We start from the raw sequence: 25,285 nt of genomic DNA on the forward strand, positions 1-25,285 counted from the left end.
CTTTGCGCGTTTTCCGCCTGTTGCCGCAGTCGCAGCATCTGCTCGCTGATATCGCTGGCGAACTTCACCACCCGCACCGGCCGACCGTCCGGGTCCAGCACCGGGTTGTAGGTGGCCTGCAGCCACACCGTCTCGCCGTTCTTGCGCAGGCGGCGGAACTGCCCCTCCATAAAGCGCCCCTGCCTGAGCTGTTGCCAGAGTTTCCCGTATTCCGGGCTGGCGGCGTACGTTGCCTCGCACAGCATGCGGTGGTGTTTGCCTATCAGCTCGCCGCGCCCATAGCCGAATACCTTCAAAAAGTTATCGTTGGCGTCGAGGATATTGCCGTCCAGATCGAATTCGATGCGCGCCATCGAGTGGTCTATCGCCTGGCGCAAGGCCAGACTGTCCTGCTCCGCGCGGACCTGGGCGGTGATGTCGACCGCCACTTTGATCACGCCTGTCACCCGCCCGGATTGATCGCGAATCGGCGAGTAATTGGCTTCCAGCCAAACTTCCGAACCATCCTTGCGCAGCCGCAGAATGCGGCCGGATTGAAATTCGCCATGACCCAGCTTTTGCCAGAACTCGCGATAAGCCGGACTGGCCGCGTACGCCTGGGTGCAAAAGATGCGGTGGTGCTGGCCGGCGATGTCCTGCATCTGGTAACCCATCGCCCGCAGAAAGTGTTCGTTGGCATGGCGGATGGTGCCGTCGACAGAGAATTCGATCACCGCCATCGAGCGATCGATGGCCGCGAGCCGGCTGCGGGCTTGCTCCAGTTCCAAGCGGGCGGCGTCGAGTTCGCGGGAGAGGCCGCGGTTGAAAAATGACATGGCGTGTTCCTTGAGAAAACCATCAAACCTGCGCGCCGTGCCCGGCGAAGGATGGATTTGGACATGACTGCATAGTCAATACTAGTAGAAATACTGATCGTTATTATGGGCCATGCCATGGAAAAAGCGCCCGGTTTCAGCGGGCGCTTCTGATACGGACGGACGGCCGATGGGCAAGCGAGAGTCAGTCCAGCTTGTATTGCGCGCCCAGTATGAACGTGCGGCCGGTAGGGTCGTACTGGCTGGAGTCGAAGTAGACGCCGCTATGGGCATCCCAAGGCGGGCGCTTGTTGGTCAGGTTTTCCACCGCGGCGGTCAGCGTCAGCCGTTTGAAGCCCTTGTAGCTGGCGCTGAAGTTGAAGGTGTCTGAACCCTTGACCCAAGCCTGATCGTTGTCGTCGTCGCGGGTGGCCTGGGTATAGCCATTGGTATGGAACCAGGTCAGCGTGCCGCTCCAGTCGCGGGCCTCCCAGTTGGCAGAAGTCTGGCCCTTCCAGCGCGGCAGCGCGCCGTGGACATTGCTGCCGGCGCCTTCCACTTGCGGACCGTTTTGCTGCAGCGGCTTGCTGAACGACAGCAGCCGGGTCCATTGGGCGGCCAGCGTCAGTTTGCCGGGCGCGAATTTCCAGCTTTGCGACAGCTCCAGATCAAAGCCCGAGGTGCTTTGCGAACTGAGGTTGATGAATTTCTGGGAGATCGATTGCAAGCGGCCCTGGCTGTCGCGCACCACTTGGCCAGGGTAGGCCTGCGGGTTGCGAATCAGCGTTTCGGGATCTTCCAGCCCGATGACGTCTTTCTGGCGGATGCGATAGTAATCGACGCCAATGCTGGTGCTGGCGGTGGGGGAGAAGACAAAGCCCAGGTTCAGGTTGTTCGAGCGCTCCGGCTGGATGGCCGGATTGGCCACCACCAGGTGGGTGAACGATACCGAACGCCCCGGCGTCACCGGGTCGAATGGGTCCTGGGCGCTGCTGTAGCTCACGGCGGTGCTCTGGGTGATTTCCGGCAGCGAGGGCGCGCGGAAGCCTTTGGACACCGAGCCGCGCAGCGTCAGGCTTTCCAGCGGCTGATAGCGCAGGCCCAGCTTGGGCGAGAAGGCGTTGCCGAAGTCGCTGTAGTGGTCGGCGCGGGCGGCCGCGCTCAGCGACAGGTTCTTCAGCAGCGGAACGTTCAGTTCCGAGTAAGCCGCCTGGATCAGCCGCGAGCCGTCGATCAGATCCAGCGCCGGACGCAGCTCGGTGCCGCTCAGCACTTGCCAGGAGGTGCCGGCGTTCATGACTTCGCGCCGCAGCTGGTAGCCGGCGGCGAAGCCGATCGGTCCCGCCGGCAGCCGGCCAAGCTCGGTGCTGGCGGTGGCGTCCAGGCTCATCACGCGGTAGTAAGCCGGGCGCAGGGTGTTGATGCGCAGGCTGTCCTTGACCGCCTCGCTGTTTTTCGAGGGATCGGTGAAGCTGTAGCCGCCGTTCTGCAGCAGGGCTTCATAGGCGTAGCGGTTGACGAAGTTGTAGGCGTATTCGCGCAGCCGGCTGTCGGAATACAGGCCGGAGACGTCCCAGTCCCATTTGTCGCCGCTGCCCTTGACGCCGGCCAGCAGGCGGCGGAACGAGGTGCTGTCGGTCTTGTCGCGCTCGCCCTGTCCGAACAGCACCGTGCTGAACGGCGTAGGCGCGGCGTTCGGGTTGTCGGGATGGCCGACCGGCAGGGTGGTGCTGATCGGCACCAGTTGTTGATGGGCGGCGTCCCAGGCGCGAAGCGAGCTGGTGAGCGACAGCGGACCGGCGAAGATGGCGCTGGCGTGGCTGGCGCCGTACAGGAATTCGGCATAGGCATCGGCGGCGGCGTTCAGCCGGTAGCTGCCGTGCAGGGCGGCGTGATAGCGCTCGATGGCCGGCATCAGCGTGGTGTACTGCGCCGGGTTGTAGGCCCAGACGCGGCCGCTCTTTGCCGGGTTCAGGGTCGAGTAGTCAGTATCCTGCAGCGGGCCTATGGCCTTGGGGAAGCGATTGGTCGGGTCCGATCCATAGTAGTTGGTGACAGTCCGGTTCAGCGCGCCGCCGGGCAAACCGCGAAAATCGTTGTCCTTCAGCCAGGACACGTCGGTCTGGTCCAGCCGGCCGCGCTTTTGCGAATCGAAAGCGAACCAGACGTTGTAGCCGTCTTGTTCCAGGTCTCCCTTGCCGGCCAGCAGATTGAACTTCTGCTGATTCTGGCCGGTGCTGCTGTCGCGGCTGAACTCCACGCCGGCTTCGGCGCCCTGGTAGTCCGGGTAGAGGATGATGTTGACCACGCCGGCGATGGCGTCCGATCCGTAAATGGCCGAGGCGCCGTCCTTCAGAATCTCGATGCGTTTGACGGCTTTCAGCGGCAGCGCATTCAAGTCCACAAAGGTTTCCTGCAGCTCCTGCGCGGTGGCGTAATTGGAAACCCGCTTGCCGTTGACCAGCACCAGGGTATTGCGCTGGCCCAGGCCGCGCAGCGAAACGCCGGCGGTGCCGGCGGAGAAACTGCCGGTGACTTGTTCGTTGAAGCTGTTGCCGCTGTTAACCGCCAGCGATCGCAGCACGTCCGGCAGGTCGGCTTTGCCGCTTTTGGCGATGTCGGCGGCGGTGATCACCTGGACCGGATTGGCCTTGGCTTTGGAGCTGGCGCGAATGTTGCTGCCTGTGATGGTGACGCGTTCCAGGGTGTTGTCGGGCGCGGACGAATCGGCGGCGAAGGCGGAAAAAGGCAAAGCGGCGCCCAGCCCGGCCAGCAGCAGGGAGTGTTTCATCATGGATGAGGCTTTCTTTGTTATCGGTTTGCGGTATGCGGGTGTGCCTGCCCGGCAAGTCTTGCGATCAGCCGGGCAGGCCGCGACAGCGGAATGCGAGGAGGAAAATCAGCGGAGTGGAAGGCATCTTTGGATACAAAATACATAATCTGATATGCAAAATGTATCAATGCGAATCGGGGGTGTGAAATGAAAGATTGCGCTTAGCTAATCACGGGGGCGGGATAGGGTATGAGGCTGGCCGGTGGCATGCGCCTGAGGCAGGCACGGCTGATGCGTACAAGCCGCTTGGAGTGGCGCCCACGCAGGGCAAGGGGCTGCCCTGCGTGTGTTGTTGACAACAAACAGCGCGGGCTGCGCCGCGCTCCGGCGCGCCTCACTCCACCGGATTGACCTCGCCGTCTGCGCTGACGCGGGCCTTGATGGTCTTGCCGCTGCTGAGGTTGCGCACCGGGATGATCTCGCCCTGCCGGCCGTTGGCCAGCGCCTCGCCGGCCACTGTCACTTCGATGCCGTCCTGCCGCGCCACGATGCGCAGGCCGGCGCCGCGTTTCACCAGCTGCGGCGGTTGCAATTGCCGGCGTCGCAGCGGCTGGCCGGCGCTGAGCGCCGAGCGGACTTGCATATCCTGCGGCGGCGCGGCGCGGCCGAACAGGTCGGCCGGGTCGGCAAGCGGGCGTTCTTCCCAGGCGATGTCTTCAGCTTGCAGCGTTTCGCCGGCACGCAGGTCGCGGGCGGCGACGGCGACGCGCGCGGATACGGCGGCGCGGACGATGACATTGCCGCGCCAGCCCATGCCCGGGCAGGACAGGGTGAAGCGCATGCGGCTGAAGGCGCGCGTATCGGCGGCCTCTACTTGCCAGGGCGCGGGGCAGGCGGGTACGTCGCGCGGCGGCAGCAATTGCAACTGCGTGCTGCTGGCTTCCAGGCCGGCTTCCTGCAGACGCTGATTAATCCGGGCTTCCGCCTGTTGGCGGATGGCGGCGTTCGGTCCTGCGGCGGCCAGGCTGATTTGAGGCAGGGCGAGGGCGAGCAGCGTCAAGGCTTGAGTCGTGAATTTTGCCATTCGGAATTGCTTGGTAATTGTTGCGTATACGATGCTGGATTCACTTATTAGTATCGCTTTCCAATTAAAGGGCTATTTGTAGCGAATAGCTTGAACATGGTAGTGAACTGATAGGGTCAAGGCAATGGGCTTACATCTGGACAAGGCCCTGAGCATCCATCCCGAGGCCTTGCGGCTGCGGGCGGAGCGGACCCGGGTGCTGGCGTCCAATATCGCCAACGAGAACACCCCGGGTTATCAGGCGCGCGATATCGATTTCAAGGCGGCGCTGGCATCGGCCGGCGCCGACTCGCCATTGGCGCTGGATGACGGCGGCGATCTGCTGTACCGGCTGCCCAATCACCCGTCCCGCGACGGCAATACCGTCGAGCTGGGCGTGGAGCAGGCTGAATTCTCCCAAAACGTTTCCGAATTCCAGACCAGCCTCACCTTCATCAATATGAAGCTGCACGGGCTGGCCAAAGTCATTGCGGGGCAATAAGCCATGTCATTTCGCGATATCTCGCGCATTGCCGGCTCGGCGATGACCGCGCAAACGGTGCGCCTGAACACGGTGGCCAGCAACCTGGCCAACGCCGATGCCGCTGCCGGCAACGAGCAGGCGGCCTACCACGGCCGCAAGCCGGTGTTCTCCAGCCAGATGATGGGCGAGGGCGTCGGCGTGCAGGTGCTGGATGTGGTGCATAACCCGGAGCCGGTGCGCAAGGCGCACGAGCCGGGCAATCCGCTGGCCGACGCCGACGGCAATGTCTACTACAGCAACGTCAACTCGGTAGAGGAAATGACCGACATGCTGTCCGCCAGCCGCGCCTTCCAGACCAATGTCGAAGTGCTGGCGCGCGTGAAAACCATGCAGCAGGACCTGCTGAAACTGGGAGACAACGCATGAGCGTGGATCAGACGCAGTCGTCGCAACTGTCCTCGGGCGGCCAGTCCTCGTCCGCCGCGCCGAAAGTGGCGCCGGCCGCCGGCAAGAAGAACGATACGCAAGACATGTTCATGACCCTGCTGTTGGCGCAGATCCGCAACCAGAGTCCGCTGGATCCGGCCGATCCGTCGCAGTTCGTCAGCCAGCTGGCGCAGATGAACCAAGTGCAGTCGACTCAGGACATGGTCAAGCTGCTGCAAAGCCAGAGCGGCATGCTGCGCGAGCTGCAAGGCCTGGCGCTGGGCGCGCAGGTGGGCAAGCCGGTGCTGGTGCAGACCGACCGCTTCCGTAGCGACGGCCAGACCGCCTTGTCCGGCCGGCTGACCCTGTCCGGCGCGGAGGAGGCCAATACCTTGATCCTGACCGACGCCGCCGGCCAGCGCACCCGCATCGAGCTGGGCAAGCGCGCCGCCGGCGCCAGCGACTTCCAGATCAAGCTGGCCGATTATGGCCTGGCGGCCGGCGATTATCAGCTGGAGCTGGCCACCGCTTCCGGCAGCGCCGGCTTGCTGGAACTGAAGGCCAACGTCAACGGCGTGCGCCTGCCGGTCAACGGCGGCGAACCGGTATTGTCGCTGGCCGGCTTGGGAGAGTTCCCGTCGTCCTCCGTTTCCGCCCTGCTGGGTCTGCCCGGCGCTTCCGCTTAAAGTTCCGTTCGGAGAGTTCCATGAGTTTCGAAATCGCCCTGTCCGGCATCCACGCCGTCAACGATCAACTCGGCAGCATCAGCGACAACATCGCCAACTCCGCCACCTACGGCTTCAAGTCCGGCCGCGTGACCTTCGCCTCCGCCTATGCCGGCAGCCAGGCCATGGGCGTCAACAGCCGCGGCAATAGCCAGAACATCGGCCGCAACGGCGGCCTGGTGAATACGGGCCGCACGCTGGACGCCGCCATCGACGGCCGCGGTTTCTTCGTCTCCAAGAGCACGGCCGGCACGGTCAGCTACAGCCGCGTCGGCATCTTCGATACCGACAAGGACGGCTACCTGATCGACGCCAGCAAGGGCCGCATCCAGGGCTATGCCAAGGCGGACAGCGGCGCGCTGGGCGCCTTGGGCGACATCCAGATTCCCACCGGCAACATCCCGGCCAAGCCGAGCGACGCCTTGCAGTACACCGGCAATATGTCGGCCGGCTGGACTACGCAGACCATCCCGTTCGACAAGGGCAATACCCAGAGCTTCAACCACTCCAGCGTGTCCACCGTCTACGACTCCCTGGGCAACAAGCACAACCTGACCCAGTACTTCTGCAAGAGCGCGGACAGCACCGTCACCGTGCACTACGCGCTGGACGGCCAGGCTTTGGGCGCCACTACCAATCTGCAGTTCGACAGCAACGGCAAGCTGACCCAGCCGGCCGCCGCGGTGGCGCTGGACCTGGGCGCGCCGGCCGGCGCTTCGCCGCTGAAGCTGGCCGTCGATTACACCGGCACCACCCAGTTTGCCGGCGAGGCCAGCACCAGCCGCAACGCCGCCACCGGCTATCCGCCGGGCGCGCGCACCGGCGTCAGCCTGGGCGAACACGGCGAGGTGATCGTCAGTTACAGCAATGACCAGAAGCAGGTGGTCGCGCAACTGGCCATCGCCAATTTCGCCAACGAGAACGCGCTGGCCGCCTCGTCGCAGACCAGCTGGCAGGAAACCACCGAATCCGGCGCGGCCCTGTTGTCCACCGCCGGCAGCAGCATGGCCGGCAAGCTGGCCACCAGCTCGCTGGAGCAATCCAATGTCGACGTCACTTCGGAGCTGGTGACGCTGATGACCGCGCAACGCAACTATCAGGCCAACACCAAGGTGATCTCGACCGAGAACCAGGTGATGCAGGCGCTGATGCAGGCGGTGTAAGGCGATGGACGCGCTGATCTACACCGCGATGAGCGGCGCGGGCCGCTTGCTCAAATCGCAGCAAATTCATGCCAACAATCTGGCCAACGCCGAAACCGGCGGCTTCCGCGCCGACATCGACACCGCCGTCAGCCAGGCGGTGCCGGGTTATGGCTACGACGCCCGGCTGCTGAGCCAGAACGCGCCGACCGCGCTGGACACCCGCAACGGCACGGTGGTGGAAACTGGCCGCGATCTGGATGTGGCGCTGCAGGGCGATGGCTTCATCGCCATCGCCGCGCCGGACGGCAGCGAGGCCTACACCCGCGCCGGCAGCATGGTGGCCGGCCCCGACGGCACGCTCAGCGTCAACGGCCATCCGGTGCTGGGCGACGGTGGGGCGATCCGCCTGCCGGAAGGCTATCTGAAGGTCAGCGTCGCCGCCGACGGCACCGTGTCGGTGCTGAATCCCGGCGATGCCGAGATGCAGCCGGTGGATAAGCTGAAGCTGGTCAAGCCCGATGCGCGCGAGCTGGCCAAGAGCGCCGACGGCCTGATTGTGCCGCGGCAGAATGCGCCGTTTCCAGCCGACGACAGCGTCAAGGTGCAAAGCGGCCATCTGGAGCGCAGCAATGTGTCCGCGGTGGAGGAAATGGTGGCCACCATGACGCTCAACCGCAATTTCGAAATGCAAATGAAGCTGTTCAACGCCGCCAGCGACATGAACGAGGCGGGCAATCGCCTGCTGCGCGGCTGATAGGAGAGTTCGATGAATCCGGCACTGTGGATCAGCAAAACCGGCATCCAGGCGCAGGACGCGCGCCTGACCGCCATCGCCAACAACCTGGCCAACGTCAACACCACCGGCTTCAAGCGCGACCGCATGGTGTTCGAGGACATGTTCTATCAGGTGGACCGCCAGCCCGGCAGCAAGGTGGACGACAACAACCTGTCTCCGTCCGGCGTGCAGCTGGGCAACGGCACGCGCCTGGTGGGCAGCCAGAAGGTGTTCACCGAAGGCAACCTGACCACTACCAACCAGACGCTGGACGTGGCCATCGTCGGCCAGGGCTTTCTGCAGGTGAAGATGAGCAACGGCGAAACCGGCTACACCCGCGCCGGCCAGCTGCAGCTGAACGCGGACGGCCTGGTGGTCAACGCCCAGGGCCTGCCGCTGGAGCCGGAAATCAAGATTCCGGCGACGGCCACCAAGATTTCCATCAGCGAAACCGGCGTGGTGTCGGTGACCGAAGGCAGCGCGACCACGCCCACCGACGTCGGCCAGATCACGCTGGCCAACTTCGTCAACCCTACCGGCTTGTTGGCGCTGGGCGACAATCTGTTCCAGGAAACCGCCGCCAGCGGCAATGCCACCACCGGCAACCCCGGCGCCGATGCGCTGGGCAAGCTGAAGCAGGGCAGCCTGGAAGGCTCCAATGTGCAGGTGGTGGAGGAAATGGTGGACATGATCGCGGCGCAGCGCACCTATGAAATGAACACCAAGGTGTTGAGCGCGGCCGACAATATGCTGCAGCAACTGGGCCAGTCGGTGCGATGACATCGTTACGCCCGTTCATGCTCGCCGCGTTGCTGCTGGCCGGCTGCGCCCAGTTCCAGCCGGCGCCACCGCCGCCGGATCCGCTGCCCGAGCTGGTGCGGCAGTCCGCCGAGGCGCCGCGCGGCGGCGGCGTGTTCACCGCAGGCGGCACGCTGTCGCTGATCTCGGATAACCGCGCCTTCCGCCCCGGCGACATCCTGACCGTGGTGCTGGAAGAAACCACCCAGGCCAGCAAGCAGGCCGGCACCACTTTCGGCAAGCAATCCGGCGCCAAGATCGGCCCGTCGCTGATCGGCAACACCACCTTCAACGCCCAGGTGGGCATAGACGCCAATCGCAATTTCAACGGCTCGTCCACCTCCACCCAGCAGAACGCGCTGGCCGGCTCGCTGACCGTGGTGGTGCACAAGGTCTTGCCCAATGGCCTGCTGCAGGTCAAGGGCGAGAAGCAGCTGACGCTGAACCAGGGCGAGGAGTCTTTGCAGCTGGCCGGCTATGTGCGGGTGGAAGACATCGACACCGACAACCGCGTGTCCTCGCTGCGCATCGCCAACGCCCGCATCGGCTATTCCGGCAGCGGCGCGCTGGCCGACGCCAATAATCCCGGCTGGCTGATGAAGTTCTTCACCAGTCCGCTGATGCCGTTCTAGGGCTATCGATGAGATTGACACTTTTGAAGCGCCTGATCGTCGCGGCCAGCCTGGCGGCGTTGTCGCTTGCCGCCGCCGCCCAGCCGCTGCGCCAGCTGGTCAATGTGGAAGGCATCCGCGACAACCAATTGATAGGCTACGGCATCGTGGTGGGCCTGGACGGCACCGGCGACAACTCGCAGGTGAAGTTCTCCGGCCAGTCCGTGGCCAATATGCTGAAGCAGTTCGGCTTGAAAATGCCGGAAAAGACCGACACCCGCGTCAAGAACGTGGCGGCGGTGATGGTAAGCGCCAGCCTGCCGCCGGGGTATAGCCGCGGCCAGACCATAGACGTGACCGTGTCGTCGCTGGGCGACGCCAAGAGCCTGCGCGGCGGCACGCTGCTGTTGACGCAGCTGAAGGCGGCCAACGGCGAAGTGTACGCGCTGGCCCAGGGCAGCGTGGTGATAGGCGGCTTGTCGGCGCAGGGCAAGAGCGGCTCCAGCGTCACCGTCAACACGCCCACCGCCGGGCGCATTCCCAACGGCGCCAGCATAGAGCGCGAGATTCCCAGCGATTTCGAGCAGGGCGATTCGGTGCGGCTCAGCCTGCGCCGCCCCAGCTTTGAAACCGCCACCAATGTGGTGAAAACCATCAACCGCAGCTACGGCAAGATCGCCAGCACCCGCAACGCCACCACCATCGAAGTGCGAGCGCCGCAGGACCCGACCGAGCGCGTGGCCTTCGTCGCGCGGCTGGAAAAACTCAATGTGGACGTGGGCCAGGAGATTCCGCGCGTGGTGTTCAATTCGCGCACCGGCACCGTGGTGATCAGCGAGGGCGTCACCGTGCGGCCGGCCGCGGTGTCGCACGGCAGCTTGCGCGTGGTGATTTCCGAGTCGTCCCAGGTCAGCCAGCCCGGGCCGTTCAGCAACGGCGACACCAAGGTGGTGCCGAATTCCAGCGTGCAGGTGGAGCAGGGCCAGGGACGCATGTTCAAGTGGCCGGCCGGCGCCAGCCTGCGCGCCATCATCGACACCGTCAACCGCACCGGCGCCACGCCGGACGACGTGATGGCCATCCTGCAGGCGCTGGATCAGGCCGGGGCGATAGATGGCGAGCTGGTGGTGATATAAAAGCTCGTGTTTACAGGTTTTGAATCCGCTTCGCGAGGGTAGGCTTGAAGGGCCTGGGCGCGACGAAGACGCCATGGCTCGCGGACCAGGCATGCCGCTGCGGCGAGCAAATACTATGAACAGGTTCTATGGAGAGTCTGCGATGCTGAACAATGACTTGCAAAACCCGTCCGCGCAAGGCGGAGCCGAGCAGCCTGTCGCGCCGGCCAGCCCGGAATACCGCAAGAAAGCCGAAAAAGCCGCGGAGATGTTCGAGGCGCAGTTCGTGCGCGAGATGTTCAAGCAGATGCGCAAGACCACGCGCGAAGTGGCCGGGGAGGACAGCGTGTTCGCCAAGTCCGTCAACGGCGACATGCAGGACATCGCCGACGGCGCGCTGGCGGACCAGCTGGCCGGCAAGCGCGCTTTCGGCATCGCCAACCTGATCCTGGCGCAGCTGCTGCCGGCCGACGGGAATATTCCCCTTAAGAACCCGGACCAGGCCGTCGCCCGTCTGCAGCAGGGGCGCGACGCCGGCCAGGGTTTGGCGGCTTTCTCCGCGCCTATGTTTCCACTTTCCAAGTGATGACCACCCACGATGCGCATGATCGATAACGCGCTGACCGGCGCGCAGGCCGCCCAGGTCGCGCTCAATACGGCCAGCCAGAACATCGCCAACCAGCAGACGCCCGGCTACTCGCGCCAGGGCGTGGTACTGGCCACGCAAACGCCGGGACTTGGCGATCCCAATAGCGCCGGCTATGGCGTGTCGGTGGCCAGCGTGCGCCGCTTCAGCGACGACTACAAGAATCTACAGCAATGGCAGGCCGGCTCCCATGTCGGCGCCCTGTCTGCCGCCCAGCCTTACTTCAGCCAGCTGGAAAAGGTGATGGGTAGCGACGGCAGCAGCCTGTCCGCCGGCTTCGACAAGTTCTTCGCCGCGCTCAACGCCGCCAGCCTGGATTCCAATACCATGCGCGACCAGGTGGTGCGGGAAGCCGGTTCGCTGGCGCAGCGCTTCAACAATCTGTACGGCGTGCTGACCTCGCAGCAGGCGGCCATCGCCGAACAACGCTCCGCCACGCTAACCCAGATCAACAGCGCCACCGCCAATCTGGCCACGCTGAACCAGAAACTGATCGCCGCGCGGGCGCAGGGCATCAATACCTCCGGCCTGGAAGACGAGCGCGACCGCCAGATCGACGCGCTGGCGTCCTTGGTGGAAGTGCGGGTGGTGGCGCAGCCGGACGGCGGCAAGTCTATCTCGCTGACCAACGGTCTGCCGCTGGTGTCCGGCGACAGCGCCGCCACCCTGTCCAGCGAGGCGCAGCCGGATGGCAGCCAGCAGCTGAAACTGGCCTTCGGCACCGAGAAATACGCCATGCCCGGCGGCGATCTGGGCGGGCAGCTGGGCGGGCTCAACCAGTTCGAGGTCCAGGTATTGCGGCCGGCGCAGGAACAGGTGCGCGCGCTGGCCGGCGAACTGGCCAGCCGCGTCAATGGCCAGCTGGCCAAGGGCTACGACATGAATGGCCAGAGCGGCAAGCCGCTGTTTCAGTTCGACCCCGGCGCGGCCCACGGCCTGCTGCAAACCACCGGCATCGGCGCGGCGGATCTGGGCTTTTCCGCCGATCCGGCCAAGCCCGGCAACAACGACAATCTGCAGCAGATCCTGGCGATCCGGCAGCAGAGCTTCGCCTTGTCCGGCATTGGCCAGGTGACGCTGGGCGACGCGTATTCGCAGATGATCGGCCACCTGGCCATCGCCAGCCAGCAGAACAAATCCGGCCTGGACACCGCCAATGTGATCCGCGCCGAATCGGAAAAAAACTGGCAGGGCACGTCCGGCGTCAACGGCGATGAAGAAGCGGTGAGCCTGATCGAATTCCAGAAGATGTACCAGGCCAATATGAAGGTGATTTCGGTGGCGAACCAGCTGTTCGAAAGCACCTTGGCCATCCTGTAAGGACAAGCATGCGTATCTCCAGCAACCAGTACCAGTCCGTCGTGCTGCTGGCCATGCAGAACAGCAGTTCCGGCATGGCCGAGCTTCTGCAGAAGATGTCCAGCGGCAAGAGCATGCTGGCGCCGTCGGAAAACCCGATCGCCAGCGTGCGCCTGCTGCGGCTGCAGCGCGAAGAGGCCGCGCTGTCGCAGTACCGAGACAATATCGGCGCGCTGAAGTCCCGGCTCAGCCAGAATGAAACGCTGCTGGGCGGCATCAGCGCCAATCTGCGCGACGCGCGCGACATCCTGGTGGCGGCGGCCAATCCCGCGCCGGCCGAAGACTTGAAGGCGATGGCGTCGCCCTTGATCAGCCTGCGCGACAGCATCCTGTTTGCCGCCAACACCAAGGACAGCGAGGGCCGCTATCTGTTCTCCGGCAGCGCCGTCAACAGCGCGACCATCAAATTCGACGCCAGCCAGGCAGCCGGCAGCCGCTACAGCTTCAGCGGCAACACCGATCGCCAGCAGGTCACGGTGGGCGAGGGCGTCACCCAGGCATCCAACGTCACGCTGGAGTCCATGCCGGCGCTGCTCAACCAATTGGACAAGGTGATCGCCACGCTGCAAAGCCCGACGCTGGACAGCAAGGACCCGGCGGTGGGCGCCGCCGTGCGCGCCACCATGGACAGCGTGGACAGCGCCTTGTCCAGCGTCAGCGGCAGCATTTCCGAGCTGGGCGGGGCGCAGAACGTGCTGCAGACCCTGGACGGCAACCACAACAGCCTGAGCCTGGCCAACCAGCAGAGCATGCTGGAGCTGGGCGGTCTGGACTACGGTACCGCGTATATGAATATGGGCCAGTTGTCGATGGCGCTGCAGGCCAGTCAGAAAGCCTACGGCAAGGTCAGCCAGCTGACGCTGTTCAATGTGATCTGACGCCATGCCCGCCACACTCGGTTCCATTTCCCATTCGCCAGGCGACAAGCGCTGGAGCAAGGACGGCGCGCTGCGCGCGGCCGCCGCCGCGCGCAGCGCCGGCGTCGCTTCCCGCGCGGCCTTGGCCAGCGCCCGTCCGCAGACGGGCGGCGCTTCTGGCTGGCGTTACAGCACCCAGCTGAATGAACAGCTGACGTCGGCGCAGTGCGCGCTGGACTACGTGGAAGACATGCTGAGCCAGCTGCAAGGTTTCAAGGACAGCCTGAGCCAGCAACTGACGCAGCGCCGTCTGGATACAGATGGCTTGAATGCCCAGCGCGACGCATTGGGTCAGGCGTGGCAGCGCCGCCGCGATGACAGCGCCGGCAGCCTGGACAGCCAGCTGCGCCTGTCGCTGGGCGCGCCGGCGCGGCAGAGTTTCGTCGCGCGTGGGCTGGACTTGGACAGCCTGACCTCCGGCGCGCCGGAAACGCTGGTGTTTTCGGTCGGTGGCGCCGCCCCCGCCGCGGTGCGAGTCGGCGAGGGCGTCCGGCGCGACGAGGCATTGCGCGGCTTGAACCAGGCTTTGGGGCCGGCCGGCGTGCGTTGCGAACTCGATGACTATGGGCGCTTGGGCTTCAGTTGCAGCGAGCGGGACTGGGACAAGCTGCAGGGCGCGCTGACCGTGCGCGGCGGCGGGGTGCGCTTTCCTGGCGGCGTGCCACAGCCTCTGGCGCTGGAAGCCGAGGCCGCGGCGATTGATGTCTCGCGCTGGCGGGCGAACGATCACGCCCAAGTGCGCTTGGCCTTGCAGGACGTGCTGCGCGCCATCGCCAGGCTGCAGCAAACCCACTCGGCGATTGACGGCGCCATCGCCGAGGCCCGGCAATCGATCAGCCAGCTATCGCGCACGGACGAGCAAAGCTGGGCCAGCGGTTTCGTCAGCGACTTCAACGCCCGGCTCAACCAAACCGCCGACTTCAACCATCTGCAGCAGCTGGTGCCGGCGCTGCTCGGCATCAGCCGCTATCGGGTGCTGGCGCTGCTTTCGCTTCGTTAACAGGCCACAGCGGGTCTGTCTTGATGGCTGCCTTTCGGGCAGCCTTTTTTCATGTCGAGTACATACTCGCTTAACATGGTCATGTCATGATCTGAAATTTTCCGAAGGAAGCCGCAATGTCCAAACGCTGGTGGCCGCTGGCCCTGACCATGGCAGCCTCGCTGGCCCGCGCCGATTTCTCCATACCCGGTTTCGAACTGGTGCATACCGCTCCGCAGCACGCGCATCTGGATACGCCCGATCTGCGCGACCCGGCCACGGTGTGGAGCCAGTTGTTCGACTCCGCCAAGCGCGAGATTGTGTTGGAGCAGTTCTACGTGGCCGGGCAGGATGGCAGCAAGCTGGATCAGGTGATCGATCACCTGGACGCCGCCGGCCGCCGCGGGGTGAAGATCCGCTTTCTGATGGAAAAGAAGGGCATGTTCGCCAGCGAGCCGGCAACGATAGCGCGGCTGAAGCGCATTCCCAATCTGGAATACCGCCAGTTGGACTACAACCAACTGACCGGCAACGGCATCATCCACGCCAAGTTCATCGTGGTGGACGGGCAGTCCGCTTATGTCGGCAGCCAGAACTTCGACTGGCGCTCGCTGCAGCACATCCATGAAACCGGGCTCAAAGTCGATGACGCGGCGATGGCCGGCCGCATGCAGGCCATCTTCGAACAGGACTGGTCGGCGCAGCATGCGCTGGCCGCCGGCGGCCAAGTCAAACCCTTGCGAAACGCCGAACAGTCTGCGGACTTGTCGCAGCCCGCGGCGCTGCTGGCCAGCCCGAATGCCTACAATCCTGATGGCGTGGGCGACTCCGAAACCGCCTTGCCGCGGCTGATGGCCGAGGCGCAGCGCGAAGTGCGCATTCAGCTCTTGGACTACGCGCCGCTGAGCTATGGCAAGCCGCGCAGCTATTATCCGATGTTCGACAACGCCATCCGCGGCGCGCTGGCGCGCGGCGTCAAGGTCAAGCTGATGGTGTCAGACTGGAATCTGGAAAAGCCGGGCGTGGACTACTTGAAGAGCCTGGTGGCGCTGCCCGGCATGGAAGTCCGCATCGTCACCATCCCGCGCGATGGCGCCTGCATCCCGTTTGCCCGCGTCATCCACAGCAAAACCATGGAGATAGACGGCAAGATCGCCTGGGTGGGCACCAGCAACTGGAGCGGAGGCTATATGGACAAGTCGCGCAATCTGGAAGTGGTGCTGCGCAACGAGGCGATGGCGCAACGCATCGCTGCCTTGCACGAACAAACCTGGTCCTCGCCGTACGCCGCGCCGCTGGATGTCAGCCGCGCATATCAAGCGCCGGACAAGGCCTGCCGCCAGGCGGGCTGAGGCCGCTCAGCGCGGCGGCCGCACCGGCCGTTCCGCCAGCGGCGTGGACAGGATGATGGAGGTGCGCGTTTCGCCCAGGTCGTTCAGCTGCGCCACCAGCATTTCCAGATGGGACACATCGCGCGCCAAGAGCCTGAATACGTAGGAGTCCACGCCGGTCACGTGGTGGCATTCCATCACCTCCGGCATGGCCTCCAGCCGCGCGAGCAGGGTTTTCTTGTCCGGTTGCGGCACGGTGATGCCCACCAGCGCGGACAGCGCGTAACCGGCGCGCAGCGGCGCCACTCTTGCGTGGTAGCCGCCTATCACCCCGGCTTCCTCCAGCCGCTTGACCCGTTCCGACACCGCCGGCACCGACAGGCCCACCGCCTGCGCCAGCTCGGTCAGCGATTGCCGGGCGTTGGCCTGCAGGGCGGTCAATATCGCCCAGGATTTGGCATCGACTTCCATTCGTAAACGCTTTCCCGCTTTTGATGGTGTTTTTGAAGGTTAGCATGGTTGATGGCCGAAAAAACCTCATGGGCCGCCACGCTCGGCGCAGGCAGACTATTGGCATCGCAAACACGAAAGGAGGCGGCGATGTTTTGGCAGGCGGCTTGGATAGGCATCGCCATTGCGGCGCCGGTGGGACCGATAGGTTTGCTGTGCATCAGCCGCACCCTGCGCGGCGGTCCGCGGCTGGGGCTGGCCACCGGCCTGGGCGCGGCGAGCGCCGATGGTTTGTTCGCGCTGGCTGGGGTATGGGGAGGCGGTTTCGCCATGCAGCTTGCCGGCGCCTTGGCCCGGCCGCTGGGGTGGGCGGCTTGCTTGCTGTTGGCCTGGCTCGGCATTGCCACCTTGCGCCGGCCCGCGGCAGAAAGGCGCGATGATGCGGAGCGGCATCTGGGCAAGGCCTACCTCAGCACCTTGTTGCTGACGTTGGGCAATCCGATGACGATACTGTCTTTCGCTGCAGTCGCCGCCGCGCTGTCCGGCGGTTTACGCCTTGACGCCGCGCGGCAACTGGAAATGGTAGCGGGCGTGTTTTGCGGTTCGGCCATGTGGTGGCTGTTGCTGTCCTATGGCGGCGGCGCGCTCTTGCTCAGGCTGGGGCCACGCGGCCGGCGCGGGCTGGATTTGGGCTGCGGCCTTGTCTTATTGGGCTTCGCCATCGGTTTGGCGCTGCGCATGGCGGGGCGAGGGCAATGAAAAAGCCCGGCCTGGCCGGGCTTTCGACGAAGCGGGCGCCGATTACAACTTGAAGTGCCCCACCAGTTGCTCCAGTTCGCTGGACAGCTCGCGCAGGCGGCTGACGGCATCGCTGACTTCTCGCACGGTCTGGTTATTGCTTTGCGCCATGCCGCTGATGCGCTCCACATTCTGGGCGATTTCCTGGCTGGCGCTGGATTGCTGGCGGGTGGCCGTGGCGATGTCGACAATGCTGGCCACCAGCTGGCGGTTGTAGTCCTGCACTTCGCGCATGGCCTGGTTGGCTTCTTCAGCGATGCCGACGCTGAGATCGACCTGCTGGCTGCTGTTCTGCACGTCCCCCACCGCCTGGCGCGTTTCGCTGCTGATCGCTTCGACGATGCGGGTGATCTGCACCGTGGCCTCTGCGGTGCGGCCGGCCAGGTTGCGCACTTCGTCGGCCACTACGGCGAAGCCGCGGCCCATTTCACCGGCCCGCGCCGCTTCGATGGCCGCGTTCAGGGCCAGCAGATTGGTCTGGTCGGCGATGTCCTTGATCACGCCGACGATGGTGGTGACCTCATTGGAGCGGTTGCCCAAGCCGCTCATGCGGTCGGCCAGCGCGTGCATGGTGTCGGTCATGCGCTGGATTTCGCCGGTGACGCGGTTGACCTTGGCCACGCTCTGTTCGGTCAGTTCGCCGGTTTCGCGGGCGATGCTGCCGGCCTGTTGCGCGGTGTCGGCGATGTGCTGGGCGCCGACGGTGACCTGTTGCACGCTGGCGGCGCTGGCGGAGGCGGCATCGGATTGCTGGGTGGACGCGTCGTGCACCTGGCTGGCGGAATGGCTGAGCTGGCTGGCCGCGGCGGAAACCTGGCGGCTTTGCTCCCGCACCTGGATGAACATGTCGCGCAGGCTGTCCAGGAAGCGGTTGAAGGCATAGGCGGTGCGGCCGATCTCGTCGCGGTTGGCGATGGCGATGCGCGAGGTCAGGTCGCCGCCGCCGTCGGCCAGCTGCTCCATGGTTTCCGCCAGTTTGATCAGCGGCTTGGTCAGCGTGCGGATCACTACGGTCAGCAACAGCAGGATCAGCGCCAGCGCCGCCACGCCAATGGCGATGGCCGCGAACATCGAGCGCCGGGCGTCGGCGGTGATGGCCGCAGTGGGAATGCTGATGCCGATTGACCAGAACTGGCCGGTTTCGCCGACCCGGATAGGATGGAAGAAGTGAGTGAGCCCCCCGTCTTCGTAGACGAAGTCGCTGCCTTTTTTAATGTCCGGCAAGTGGGCGAACAGTGGGTCTTCCTTGGCCACCGGCTTGCCCAGCAGTTCGGCCTGGGGGTTGACGACATAAATTCCGCCTTCGGACACGATGCGGATGAAGCCGGTTTCGCGCGGGTGGATGGGACCAAAGCGCTTTTGCAGCTGGTCCAGCGCCACGTCGGTAGCCGACACGCCGGTCATCTTGCCGCTGGCGTCTTTCATGACCACGGCCAGGGAGCTCTCCAGCACCTTTTTGCCTTGCACCTCGTAGGGGTACGGCTCAGTGATGGTGTCGCGTCCGCGCTGCTTGGGCACGTAGTAGAAATCGCCCCAGCCGGGCTTTTCGTAATCCGGCTGATACGTTTCAGGATGTTCCTTGTATTTGGGAAACTGCTTGACGCGGTCGCTGTCCACCATCACGTCCATCTGCGCCTTGCCCTGCGCATTGCGGGTGATATAGGGCTGATAGCGGCCGGAGGGGTCATGGCGCGGCCAATCGAAACGGAAAGCGTTGTCGTTGCCGTCGAAAGCGTTAGGCTCCCACAGCATCCATAGCCCGATGGACTGCGGCGCGTTGTCCAGCAATTGCATGATCATCGCGTCGGTCTGCTTGCGGTCCGGCTTGCCGGTGCGGCGTATGCCCTCGATGGCGCCGGCCAGGTGTTTGGGCAGTTGAAAGCCGCGGTCGAAATCGCTTTCGGCATCCTTGGCGTAGCTGGCGGCTTGTTCCGTTGCCAGCTGGTAGCCGTTGTCGATGGCCTCGTTGTAGTTGAGCTTGGCGATCAGTGCGATCATCACGGCAAACGCGACCGTGATGGCTGCTGCCGCGACCAGGATGATGCGGATGCCCAGGCGGCCCCATTTTTGTTGCGTCTGATTCATGACCATTACCTGCTAAACCACGTGTTGTCCGGGATTGCGATGGGCTATAAGTAGTTCTTCTTATTTGGTTTGAATATAACGTCATCTGGATTTTGTCGGCAATCCCCTTGATGGAAGCAGGGGAGTCTTTTGGAAATCTTAAAATAGACCAAAATCGGCCCAATCCCTGGCCGGGTTTGGGAGTGCGGGGGCGGGCTGATGGATGGTAACGGCAAGCGATCGATGCGCGCCGCCGGCTCAGCGCCGGGGGATGGGATGGTGGGTGAAGATTCAGGCCGTCCTGGCGGCCCCCTGCCGGCTTGCGGGCAGGTGGAGCGTCAGCAGTTTCTGCAGCTGGCCGAAGTTGAATGGCTTTTCCAGCTTGCCGGTCAACAGCGTCTGGCGCGGATCGTAGAATTCCTGTTTGAACGCGGTCATCCCGATGACCGGGGTTTTCAGATTGGTCAGCGTTTGCCTCGCCGCCTCAGCCACTTCGTAGCCGCTGGCGTTGCCGACCTGCAGATCAAGCAGCAGCAGGTGGTAGCGTTGCGACAGCACTCTTTCAATGGCCGCCGGCACCGTGGCCACGGTGTCCACCAAGTAGCCCTTGGCTTCCAGCAGGGCATGATAAGACTCGCGAATATGCTCGTCATCGTCCAGCAGCAGGATGCGTCCTGGCTGCGGCTCCGCGTCTTCAAGCTCGGTCATGCTTGCCGCCTCCAAGGCGGGCAGCAGCAGCCGGAAGCAACTGCCGGCGCCCACTTGGCTGGAAACCTTGATGCTGCCGCCGAACAGCATGACCAACTCGTGGACGATGGCCAGGCCCAGGCCGCTGCTGCCGGGGCGGCGGTTCTTGCCGCGGGCGAAAGGCCGAAACAATTGGGCTTTGATTTCATCCGGAATGCCGACGCCGGTGTCTCTTACCCAAATTTCCAGCTGCCGCTCATGGTAGCGCAAGGTCAGCTCTATGTGGCCGTTGTCGGTGTACCGAATGGCATTCGATAACAGATTCCAGACGATCTGCCGCAGCCGGTGGCCATCCAGCCACAATGCCGGGAGGACCGGACAGTCTATGCGCAGGCTCAAGCCCTTGGCTTCGGCATTGCTTCTATGCGCCAGCTCTACGGTTTCGATCAGCGCAGCGATGTCGGTGGCGGCCGGTTCCAGCGTAAGCTGATGGTTTTTCAGCGCCGAGATGTCCATGATGTCCCGCACCTGCTCCAGCAAGTGCTCGGTGCTGTGTTTCAGCCGGGCGAGGTAGCCATAGCCCGGCGTGTCGCGCTGCACGCTGTATTCCAGCAGTTCGACGCACGTCTGGATGCTTTGCAGGGGCGAGCGGATTTCATGGCTGATGGTGGCGAGGAAGGTGTCGCGCGCCAGCTCGCTTTGCACCAGCGCCGCGCGCGCCGCCTGCTCGCGCTCCAGGATCTGCTGCTGCTGCGAGGCTTGGCGCTTGATCTTGCCGAAGCGGTGCATCACCACCCAGAACAGGCAGAGGAAGCCCAGCCAGCAGGTCAAGCCCAGCAGATACATGGTCTGATGGTTTTCCATCAGTTTCATCTGCTGCACCATCTCGCTGTTTTCCCGCTGTCTGGCCTGGACGGCGAAGTCCGCCAGCTGCGGACGCAGCTGCGCCAAGTCCTGGGACAGTTGCTGAGCGTCTTGCCGGCTCCATTGCCGCGGCGGGCGCTCGAACACGCCGGCCAACGCGGTCCGCAATTCCGGGAAGCCCGGCACCGCCGCCAATATGGCATTGGCGGCGGACGGCTGCGAGTACATGCGGTATTTGCTGATGGCGATGGCGTAGCTGCTGTCTACCTCCTGGCGAGGAATCTGTCCTGCCTGGTAGCGCCAGGCGTCCATTTCCACACGATTCAGCGATAGCTGCAGCTGCGCCACCATCCAGTACAAATCGCTGGCCTTGTCTGGAATCGGCCGCTTGATGACTGATGAATACAGCGCGGCGGAAATCAGCAAGGTGGCGCACAGCGATATCGCCATGAAGACTCGGCCATAGCCTAATATCTCGCTCAGCGAGAAGCGTTTGGCGAGGCTCATCTCACCTCCATGCGGGTGACCTGCCAGATCAGCTTGGAGGTGAACGTGCCGCCGGTTTCGTCTGACGACATCGTCGGAATCGGGTACATCACCCAGAACGGGCCGTAGTTTTCCAGCTGCAGCGGTTTGCCGTTCCAGCGCCATGCCAGGATCACGTCGTAGCGGCTGAAATCGGCAATCGGCACGGTGATGCTGTAATCGTCCGCGCCGTAGAACTTGACTTGCGTGCCGCGGGCACCTGCCTTGGCCAGCAGGTCGCGCAGCAGCGGTCCGCTGAACGTGCCCTTGGGCGTCCAGTCGGTGGCAGTCGTGATATTGCGCTGCGGCATGCTGGCCAGGCTTGGCAAGCTGATGGTGTAGGTTTTGCTGCCGGGATCGGTGAAGTGGCCGATATCGCCGCTGATGGTCAGCGCGGGAGAGGAACCGTCCGCCGCCAAGCCGCCAGGACCCGGCGCGCCAGCCAGGACCGCCGATAGCAGAGCGGCTGCCGGGCGGAAGCGGGAAGGCGCGCTGCGGGCGCGGCGACAAGCAGGGTCATGATTCATGGGTGAGGGCATGAGGAATGGACGAAAGAAAGCGCCGGGACTAGGTTAAGTCCTGACGCTTGTTTTGGTTATTTTATGCCATTGACGATTCCTACGGCAATGCGCATATGTCCAGTATCTTGCCCGGCCCATTAGAAAGGTCAGGCTCTGCGCCGATCACGCGCCTATCATTTCCCCCGGATCGCCGACGATCAGCGGATCCGGCGCGTGGGCGACGCGCGCGTCCTTGCCCGGATAGTCCAGTCGCGACAGGAAATGGCGGATGCAGTTGAGGCGGGCGCGTTTTTTGTCGTCCGACTTCACCACCGTCCAGGGCGCGTCGCCGGTGTGGGTATGGAAGAACATCGCCTGCTTGGCGGCGGTGTAGTCGTCCCATTTATCCAGCGACTGGATGTCTATCGGCGACAATTTCCAGTGCTTCAGCGGATCGTCGCGGCGCGAGATGAAACGGCGCAGCTGCTCCTCGCGGCTGACCGAGAACCAGTACTTGAACAAGCGGATGCCGCTATTGACCAGCATGCGCTCCAGCTGCGGCGCCTGGCGCATGAACTCCAGATATTCCACCGGCGAGCAGAAGCCCATCACGCGCTCCACGCCGGCGCGGTTGTACCAGGAACGGTCGAAGAACACGATTTCGCCTGCGCTGGGCAGGTGGGCGATGTAGCGCTGGAAGTACCATTGGCTGCGCTCCTGCTCGCTGGGTTTTTCCAGCGCCACCACGCGGGCGCCGCGCGGATTCAGGTGCTCCATATAACGCTTGATGGTGCCGCCCTTGCCCGCGGCGTCGCGCCCCTCGAACAGGATGACGATTTTCTGTCCGCTCTCCTTGACCCAGCTTTGTACTTTCAGCAGCTCGATCTGCAGCTCCTGCTTCACCCGCTCGTATTCCGGCCGGCGCATCCGCGTATGGTAGGGATAGCCGGGCGGCAGCTCGGCCGTGGTGCTGTCCTCGCTGCTGCCGGCCGGGGCCAGCGCCACTTGTTGCGCCACCGGCTGTTGGCTGATCTCCTGAATGGTCTGCACCGACGCGTCATGCACGCGTTTGACATTGCGCTGGCGGGCGGTCTGGCGTCGTTGAGGGGCGGCGGTTTCCGGCGGTTCCATGTCCGGCGTCTGTGGGGTCTTGTCTTGGTCTGGGGTCATAGGCTGGCCTTTACCATAGAGTAAGCATGGTTTTGATCCTACCCCGCTCGGCCGTAGGTGTCGATGCCGCAGGTCAAGCGCACGTCATGCGGCTGGCGACGGCTGAGCGCCGCTCGCGCCGCATGGCTGCATTTCGTCGCAAGCCGGAGCAGGGGGCGATGCGGCTGTTTATAGTCCCGGAGTGGCCAATCTTATGAGGAGAGCATCGATGTGGACAGTGGAGATGCGCGGCGTCTGCAAGCATTACCAGTTGGATCAGATCACGGTGCCGGCGCTGCAGGATGTGGCGCTGACCATCCGCCCAGGCGGTTTCACCGTATTGGCCGGTCCGTCCGGCAGCGGCAAGACCACATTGCTGAACCTGATAGGCGGCGTGGATAGACCGGACGCGGGTTCCATCCTGGTGGCCGGGCAGGACATCGTTCACCTGGGCGACGACGCGCTCAGCGATTTCCGCGCCCGCCATATCGGTTTCATCTTTCAGAACTTCAACCTGCTGCCGGTGCTGTCGGCATGCGAGAACGTGGAATATCCGTTGATCTTGAACCGGGTGGCGGCGCCGGAGCGCAAGCGCCGAGTGAGCGAGTTGCTGGACGCGGTGGGACTGGCGGACAAGGCGCGCAACCGGCCCGGCCAATTGTCCGGCGGCCAGCGCCAGCGCGTGGCCATTGCCCGCGCGCTGGCGCATCGGCCGTCGCTGGTGCTGGCGGACGAACCCACCGCCAATCTGGATAGCCAGACCGGCGCGGCCATCCTGGGTCTGTTGCGCGATCTGCAGCGGCAATATCAGCTGACCGTGGTGTTTTCCTCGCACGACCCGCAGGTGATCGCCGCCGCGGACGACCGCTATCAGGTGCGCGACGGACGCGTCAGCCAGCTGCAGGCGCAAATCGAAAAGGAAATCGCATGAATACCGTCAAACTGGCCTGGCGCAATCTCTTGCGCAATCGCCGCCGCACCCTGGCCACGCTGGGCACCATGGTGGCGGGCGTGGTGGCGCTGCTGCTGTTCGGCGGCTACAACCGCACCGTGCAGTATGGCCTGCAAACCAGCTTTGTCCGCGGCATGGGGCATCTGCAGATCCAGCACCGCGACTTTTTCCTGTATGGCAGCGGCAATCCGGCGGCCTACGGCATCCGCGATTACCAGCGGGTGATGCGGGTGGTGCAAAACGACCCGGTATTGAAGCCGATGCTGACCGTGGCGACGCCCACGCTGTCGCTGGGCGGCATCGCCGGCCATTACGCCGCCGGCGCTTCGCGCACCGTGTTCGCCCAAGGCAGCGAGGTGGACGGCCAGAACCGGATGCGGCAGTGGGACGACTATCATTTTGGTGCCCCCGGCAAGCCGGCGGCGCTGACCGGCAGCGCGCCCGACGCGGCGGTGATAGGCAAGGGCCTGGCGCGCGTGCTGCAGTTGTGCGACGCGCTGAAAATGGGCCACTGCGCGCCGCCTCCGCCAACAGTTGCCGCCGGCGCGGCCATGCCGACGGACCTGGCCGCGCTGTCCGCCTCCTCGCCGCAACCGAAGGCCGACGGCAGCATCGAGCTGCTGGCCGCCACCGCCAGCGGCGCGCCCAATGTGGCCCGGCTGCAGGTGGTGAAGGCGCAAAGCATGGGCGTGAAGGAGCTGGACGATATGTTCGTCAGCCTGCACCTGGCCCAGGCGCAGCGGCTGGTGTACGGCTCCGACGAGCCGCGCGTGACCGCCATCGCGCTGCAACTGCAGCACACCTACCAGATCCCGGCGGCGCGCGCGCGGTTGGCCCAGTTGTTCAACACTTCGCTGAAGGATCAGCCGCTGGCGGTGTATGACTTCAGCGAGCTGCAGCCGCAATACGGCCAGATCACCGGCATGTTCGGCACCATCTTCGGTTTCCTGTCCATTCTGATCGGCTGCGTCTCGCTGTTCACCATCGCCAACACCATGAATATGGTGGTGATGGAGCGCACGGTGGAGATCGGCACGTTGCGGGCCATGGGCTTGCGCCGCGGGGGCATCCAGCGGCTATTCCTGTGCGAGGGCGTGATGCTGGGCGGCCTGGGCAGCGTCTGCGGCATTGCGCTGTCCCTGCTGCTGGCGGCGCTGATCAACCACGCCGGGCTGACCTGGCTGCCGCCGGGTCAGGTGGACCCGGCGCCTATCTATGTCCGGCTGTGGGGCGAAAACGGCATGATGCTGGCCACCGCGCTGGGGCTGATGCTGATGGCCATGCTGTCCGCCTGGTGGCCGGCGCGCCGCGCCGCCCGCGCCGTGATCGTGGACGCGCTGCGCCATGCTTGAGGA

The 25,285-nt window shown here is 64.5% G+C and carries 23 protein-coding genes and 1 pseudogene; 16 read left to right on the forward strand and 8 right to left on the reverse strand.

Going from position 1 to position 25,285, the window contains the following annotated elements; all coding sequences use genetic code 11:
* Positions 1-50: 50 nt before the first annotated feature.
* From C2134_RS22225 to flgA, 3 genes and pseudogenes are all read right to left on the reverse strand, one after another.
* Positions 51-815, reverse strand: a pseudogene (locus C2134_RS22225) (PAS domain-containing protein); the annotation flags it as partial.
* Between the two features lie 184 nt (positions 816-999).
* Entirely contained in the window at positions 1,000-3,588 is a 2,589-nt protein-coding gene (locus tag C2134_RS08750; RefSeq protein ID WP_233196396.1) for a TonB-dependent receptor plug domain-containing protein, read from the reverse strand.
* Between the two features lie 373 nt (positions 3,589-3,961).
* Positions 3,962-4,651: a flagellar basal body P-ring formation chaperone FlgA gene (flgA, locus tag C2134_RS08755; RefSeq protein WP_103319281.1), complete on the reverse strand. Its 690-nt coding sequence runs from the start codon at positions 4,649-4,651 to the stop codon at positions 3,962-3,964.
* 124 nt (positions 4,652-4,775) lie between these two features.
* Here flgA and flgB point away from each other — a divergent pair, with 124 nt between their 5' ends.
* The 13 genes from flgB (at position 4,776) to C2134_RS08820 (ending at position 15,962) form a co-directional block, all read left to right on the forward strand.
* Positions 4,776-5,132: a flagellar basal body rod protein FlgB gene (flgB, locus tag C2134_RS08760; RefSeq protein ID WP_043626395.1), complete on the forward strand. Its 357-nt coding sequence runs from the start codon at positions 4,776-4,778 to the stop codon at positions 5,130-5,132.
* A 3-nt stretch (positions 5,133-5,135) separates the two neighbouring features.
* Positions 5,136-5,540, forward strand: coding sequence for a flagellar basal body rod protein FlgC (gene flgC / locus C2134_RS08765; RefSeq protein WP_043626392.1), 405 nt, complete (start codon positions 5,136-5,138; stop codon positions 5,538-5,540).
* A complete protein-coding gene (locus tag C2134_RS08770; protein WP_103319283.1) occupies positions 5,537-6,226 on the forward strand; it encodes a flagellar hook capping FlgD N-terminal domain-containing protein in 690 nt (229 codons plus the stop codon). The genes flgC and C2134_RS08770 overlap by 4 nt, the downstream gene beginning before the upstream one ends.
* Before the next feature lie 20 nt (positions 6,227-6,246).
* On the forward strand, positions 6,247-7,428 hold the full coding sequence (locus C2134_RS08775) for a flagellar hook protein FlgE (protein ID WP_103319285.1): 1,182 nt from the start codon (positions 6,247-6,249) through the stop codon (positions 7,426-7,428).
* A gap of 4 nt (positions 7,429-7,432) precedes the next feature.
* Positions 7,433-8,164, forward strand: a complete 732-nt coding sequence (locus tag C2134_RS08780) for a flagellar basal body rod protein FlgF (RefSeq protein WP_103319286.1) — start codon at positions 7,433-7,435, stop codon at positions 8,162-8,164.
* A 12-nt stretch (positions 8,165-8,176) separates the two neighbouring features.
* On the forward strand, positions 8,177-8,965 hold the full coding sequence (gene flgG, locus C2134_RS08785) for a flagellar basal-body rod protein FlgG (RefSeq protein ID WP_103319288.1): 789 nt from the start codon (positions 8,177-8,179) through the stop codon (positions 8,963-8,965).
* Positions 8,962-9,615 (forward strand): flagellar basal body L-ring protein FlgH, encoded by a 654-nt coding sequence (flgH, locus tag C2134_RS08790; RefSeq protein WP_103319290.1) that lies wholly within the window; start codon positions 8,962-8,964, stop codon positions 9,613-9,615. The genes flgG and flgH overlap by 4 nt, the downstream gene beginning before the upstream one ends.
* Positions 9,616-9,623: 8 nt before the next feature.
* Entirely contained in the window at positions 9,624-10,730 is a 1,107-nt protein-coding gene (locus tag C2134_RS08795) for a flagellar basal body P-ring protein FlgI (RefSeq protein ID WP_103319292.1), read from the forward strand.
* 142 nt (positions 10,731-10,872) lie between these two features.
* The gene (locus C2134_RS08800; protein WP_103319293.1) at positions 10,873-11,295 is read left to right on the forward strand and encodes a rod-binding protein; all 423 of its coding nucleotides are present in this window, start codon (positions 10,873-10,875) and stop codon (positions 11,293-11,295) included.
* A gap of 12 nt (positions 11,296-11,307) precedes the next feature.
* Complete coding sequence (gene flgK / locus C2134_RS08805; RefSeq protein ID WP_103319295.1) at positions 11,308-12,675, forward strand: flagellar hook-associated protein FlgK; 1,368 nt, start codon at positions 11,308-11,310, stop codon at positions 12,673-12,675.
* A gap of 8 nt (positions 12,676-12,683) precedes the next feature.
* Positions 12,684-13,592: a flagellar hook-associated protein FlgL gene (flgL, locus tag C2134_RS08810; RefSeq protein ID WP_103319297.1), complete on the forward strand. Its 909-nt coding sequence runs from the start codon at positions 12,684-12,686 to the stop codon at positions 13,590-13,592.
* A gap of 4 nt (positions 13,593-13,596) precedes the next feature.
* The gene (locus tag C2134_RS08815; RefSeq protein ID WP_103319298.1) at positions 13,597-14,631 is read left to right on the forward strand and encodes a hypothetical protein; all 1,035 of its coding nucleotides are present in this window, start codon (positions 13,597-13,599) and stop codon (positions 14,629-14,631) included.
* A gap of 116 nt (positions 14,632-14,747) precedes the next feature.
* Positions 14,748-15,962, forward strand: coding sequence for a phospholipase D-like domain-containing protein (locus C2134_RS08820; RefSeq protein ID WP_103319300.1), 1,215 nt, complete (start codon positions 14,748-14,750; stop codon positions 15,960-15,962).
* Between the two features lie 6 nt (positions 15,963-15,968).
* Here C2134_RS08820 and C2134_RS08825 read toward each other — a convergent pair whose 3' ends face one another.
* Positions 15,969-16,412, reverse strand: a complete 444-nt coding sequence (locus C2134_RS08825) for an Lrp/AsnC family transcriptional regulator (protein WP_103319302.1) — start codon at positions 16,410-16,412, stop codon at positions 15,969-15,971.
* 129 nt (positions 16,413-16,541) lie between these two features.
* Between C2134_RS08825 and C2134_RS08830 the strand changes: the two genes are divergently transcribed.
* A complete protein-coding gene (locus C2134_RS08830) occupies positions 16,542-17,150 on the forward strand; it encodes a LysE/ArgO family amino acid transporter (protein ID WP_103319304.1) in 609 nt (202 codons plus the stop codon).
* A 42-nt stretch (positions 17,151-17,192) separates the two neighbouring features.
* Here the strand turns inward: C2134_RS08830 and C2134_RS08835 are convergent, their stop codons facing one another.
* The 4 genes from C2134_RS08835 to ppk2 all read right to left on the reverse strand — a co-directional run bounded on the left by C2134_RS08835 (position 17,193) and on the right by ppk2 (position 22,999).
* Positions 17,193-19,274, reverse strand: coding sequence for a methyl-accepting chemotaxis protein (locus C2134_RS08835; protein WP_103319306.1), 2,082 nt, complete (start codon positions 19,272-19,274; stop codon positions 17,193-17,195).
* 270 nt (positions 19,275-19,544) lie between these two features.
* Positions 19,545-21,311: a hybrid sensor histidine kinase/response regulator gene (locus C2134_RS08840; protein ID WP_158248729.1), complete on the reverse strand. Its 1,767-nt coding sequence runs from the start codon at positions 21,309-21,311 to the stop codon at positions 19,545-19,547.
* Positions 21,308-21,856, reverse strand: coding sequence for a putative pterin-binding protein (locus tag C2134_RS08845; protein WP_158248730.1), 549 nt, complete (start codon positions 21,854-21,856; stop codon positions 21,308-21,310). The genes C2134_RS08840 and C2134_RS08845 overlap by 4 nt, the downstream gene beginning before the upstream one ends.
* A gap of 156 nt (positions 21,857-22,012) precedes the next feature.
* Positions 22,013-22,999, reverse strand: a complete 987-nt coding sequence (gene ppk2, locus C2134_RS08850; protein WP_233196397.1) for a polyphosphate kinase 2 — start codon at positions 22,997-22,999, stop codon at positions 22,013-22,015.
* A gap of 208 nt (positions 23,000-23,207) precedes the next feature.
* Between ppk2 and C2134_RS08855 the strand changes: the two genes are divergently transcribed.
* Both C2134_RS08855 and C2134_RS08860 read left to right on the forward strand, forming a co-directional pair.
* A complete protein-coding gene (locus C2134_RS08855; protein ID WP_103319311.1) occupies positions 23,208-23,909 on the forward strand; it encodes an ABC transporter ATP-binding protein in 702 nt (233 codons plus the stop codon).
* Entirely contained in the window at positions 23,906-25,282 is a 1,377-nt protein-coding gene (locus C2134_RS08860; RefSeq protein WP_103319313.1) for an ABC transporter permease, read from the forward strand. The genes C2134_RS08855 and C2134_RS08860 overlap by 4 nt, the downstream gene beginning before the upstream one ends.
* Positions 25,283-25,285: the final 3 nt, after the last annotated feature.

It is taken from the genome of Chromobacterium sinusclupearum (genome assembly GCF_002902845.1).
In the GTDB taxonomy this organism is placed as follows: domain Bacteria; phylum Pseudomonadota; class Gammaproteobacteria; order Burkholderiales; family Chromobacteriaceae; genus Chromobacterium; species Chromobacterium sinusclupearum.

Bases quoted from the DNA above. Each gene is read 5' to 3' on its own strand.
- C2134_RS08750 (WP_233196396.1), bottom strand. From the start codon at position 3,588: ATGATGAAACACTCCCTGCTGCTGGCCGGGCTGGGCGCCGCTTTGCCT.
- flgA (WP_103319281.1), bottom strand. From the start codon at position 4,651: ATGGCAAAATTCACGACTCAAGCCTTGACGCTGCTCGCCCTCGCCCTG.
- flgB (WP_043626395.1), top strand. From the start codon at position 4,776: ATGGGCTTACATCTGGACAAGGCCCTGAGCATCCATCCCGAGGCCTTG.
- flgC (WP_043626392.1), top strand. From the start codon at position 5,136: ATGTCATTTCGCGATATCTCGCGCATTGCCGGCTCGGCGATGACCGCG.
- C2134_RS08770 (WP_103319283.1), top strand. From the start codon at position 5,537: ATGAGCGTGGATCAGACGCAGTCGTCGCAACTGTCCTCGGGCGGCCAG.
- C2134_RS08775 (WP_103319285.1), top strand. From the start codon at position 6,247: ATGAGTTTCGAAATCGCCCTGTCCGGCATCCACGCCGTCAACGATCAA.
- C2134_RS08780 (WP_103319286.1), top strand. From the start codon at position 7,433: ATGGACGCGCTGATCTACACCGCGATGAGCGGCGCGGGCCGCTTGCTC.
- flgG (WP_103319288.1), top strand. From the start codon at position 8,177: ATGAATCCGGCACTGTGGATCAGCAAAACCGGCATCCAGGCGCAGGAC.
- flgH (WP_103319290.1), top strand. From the start codon at position 8,962: ATGACATCGTTACGCCCGTTCATGCTCGCCGCGTTGCTGCTGGCCGGC.
- C2134_RS08795 (WP_103319292.1), top strand. From the start codon at position 9,624: ATGAGATTGACACTTTTGAAGCGCCTGATCGTCGCGGCCAGCCTGGCG.
- C2134_RS08800 (WP_103319293.1), top strand. From the start codon at position 10,873: ATGCTGAACAATGACTTGCAAAACCCGTCCGCGCAAGGCGGAGCCGAG.
- flgK (WP_103319295.1), top strand. From the start codon at position 11,308: ATGCGCATGATCGATAACGCGCTGACCGGCGCGCAGGCCGCCCAGGTC.
- flgL (WP_103319297.1), top strand. From the start codon at position 12,684: ATGCGTATCTCCAGCAACCAGTACCAGTCCGTCGTGCTGCTGGCCATG.
- C2134_RS08815 (WP_103319298.1), top strand. From the start codon at position 13,597: ATGCCCGCCACACTCGGTTCCATTTCCCATTCGCCAGGCGACAAGCGC.
- C2134_RS08820 (WP_103319300.1), top strand. From the start codon at position 14,748: ATGTCCAAACGCTGGTGGCCGCTGGCCCTGACCATGGCAGCCTCGCTG.
- C2134_RS08825 (WP_103319302.1), bottom strand. From the start codon at position 16,412: ATGGAAGTCGATGCCAAATCCTGGGCGATATTGACCGCCCTGCAGGCC.
- C2134_RS08830 (WP_103319304.1), top strand. From the start codon at position 16,542: ATGTTTTGGCAGGCGGCTTGGATAGGCATCGCCATTGCGGCGCCGGTG.
- C2134_RS08835 (WP_103319306.1), bottom strand. From the start codon at position 19,274: ATGAATCAGACGCAACAAAAATGGGGCCGCCTGGGCATCCGCATCATC.
- C2134_RS08840 (WP_158248729.1), bottom strand. From the start codon at position 21,311: ATGAGCCTCGCCAAACGCTTCTCGCTGAGCGAGATATTAGGCTATGGC.
- C2134_RS08845 (WP_158248730.1), bottom strand. From the start codon at position 21,856: ATGAATCATGACCCTGCTTGTCGCCGCGCCCGCAGCGCGCCTTCCCGC.
- ppk2 (WP_233196397.1), bottom strand. From the start codon at position 22,999: ATGACCCCAGACCAAGACAAGACCCCACAGACGCCGGACATGGAACCG.
- C2134_RS08855 (WP_103319311.1), top strand. From the start codon at position 23,208: ATGTGGACAGTGGAGATGCGCGGCGTCTGCAAGCATTACCAGTTGGAT.
- C2134_RS08860 (WP_103319313.1), top strand. From the start codon at position 23,906: ATGAATACCGTCAAACTGGCCTGGCGCAATCTCTTGCGCAATCGCCGC.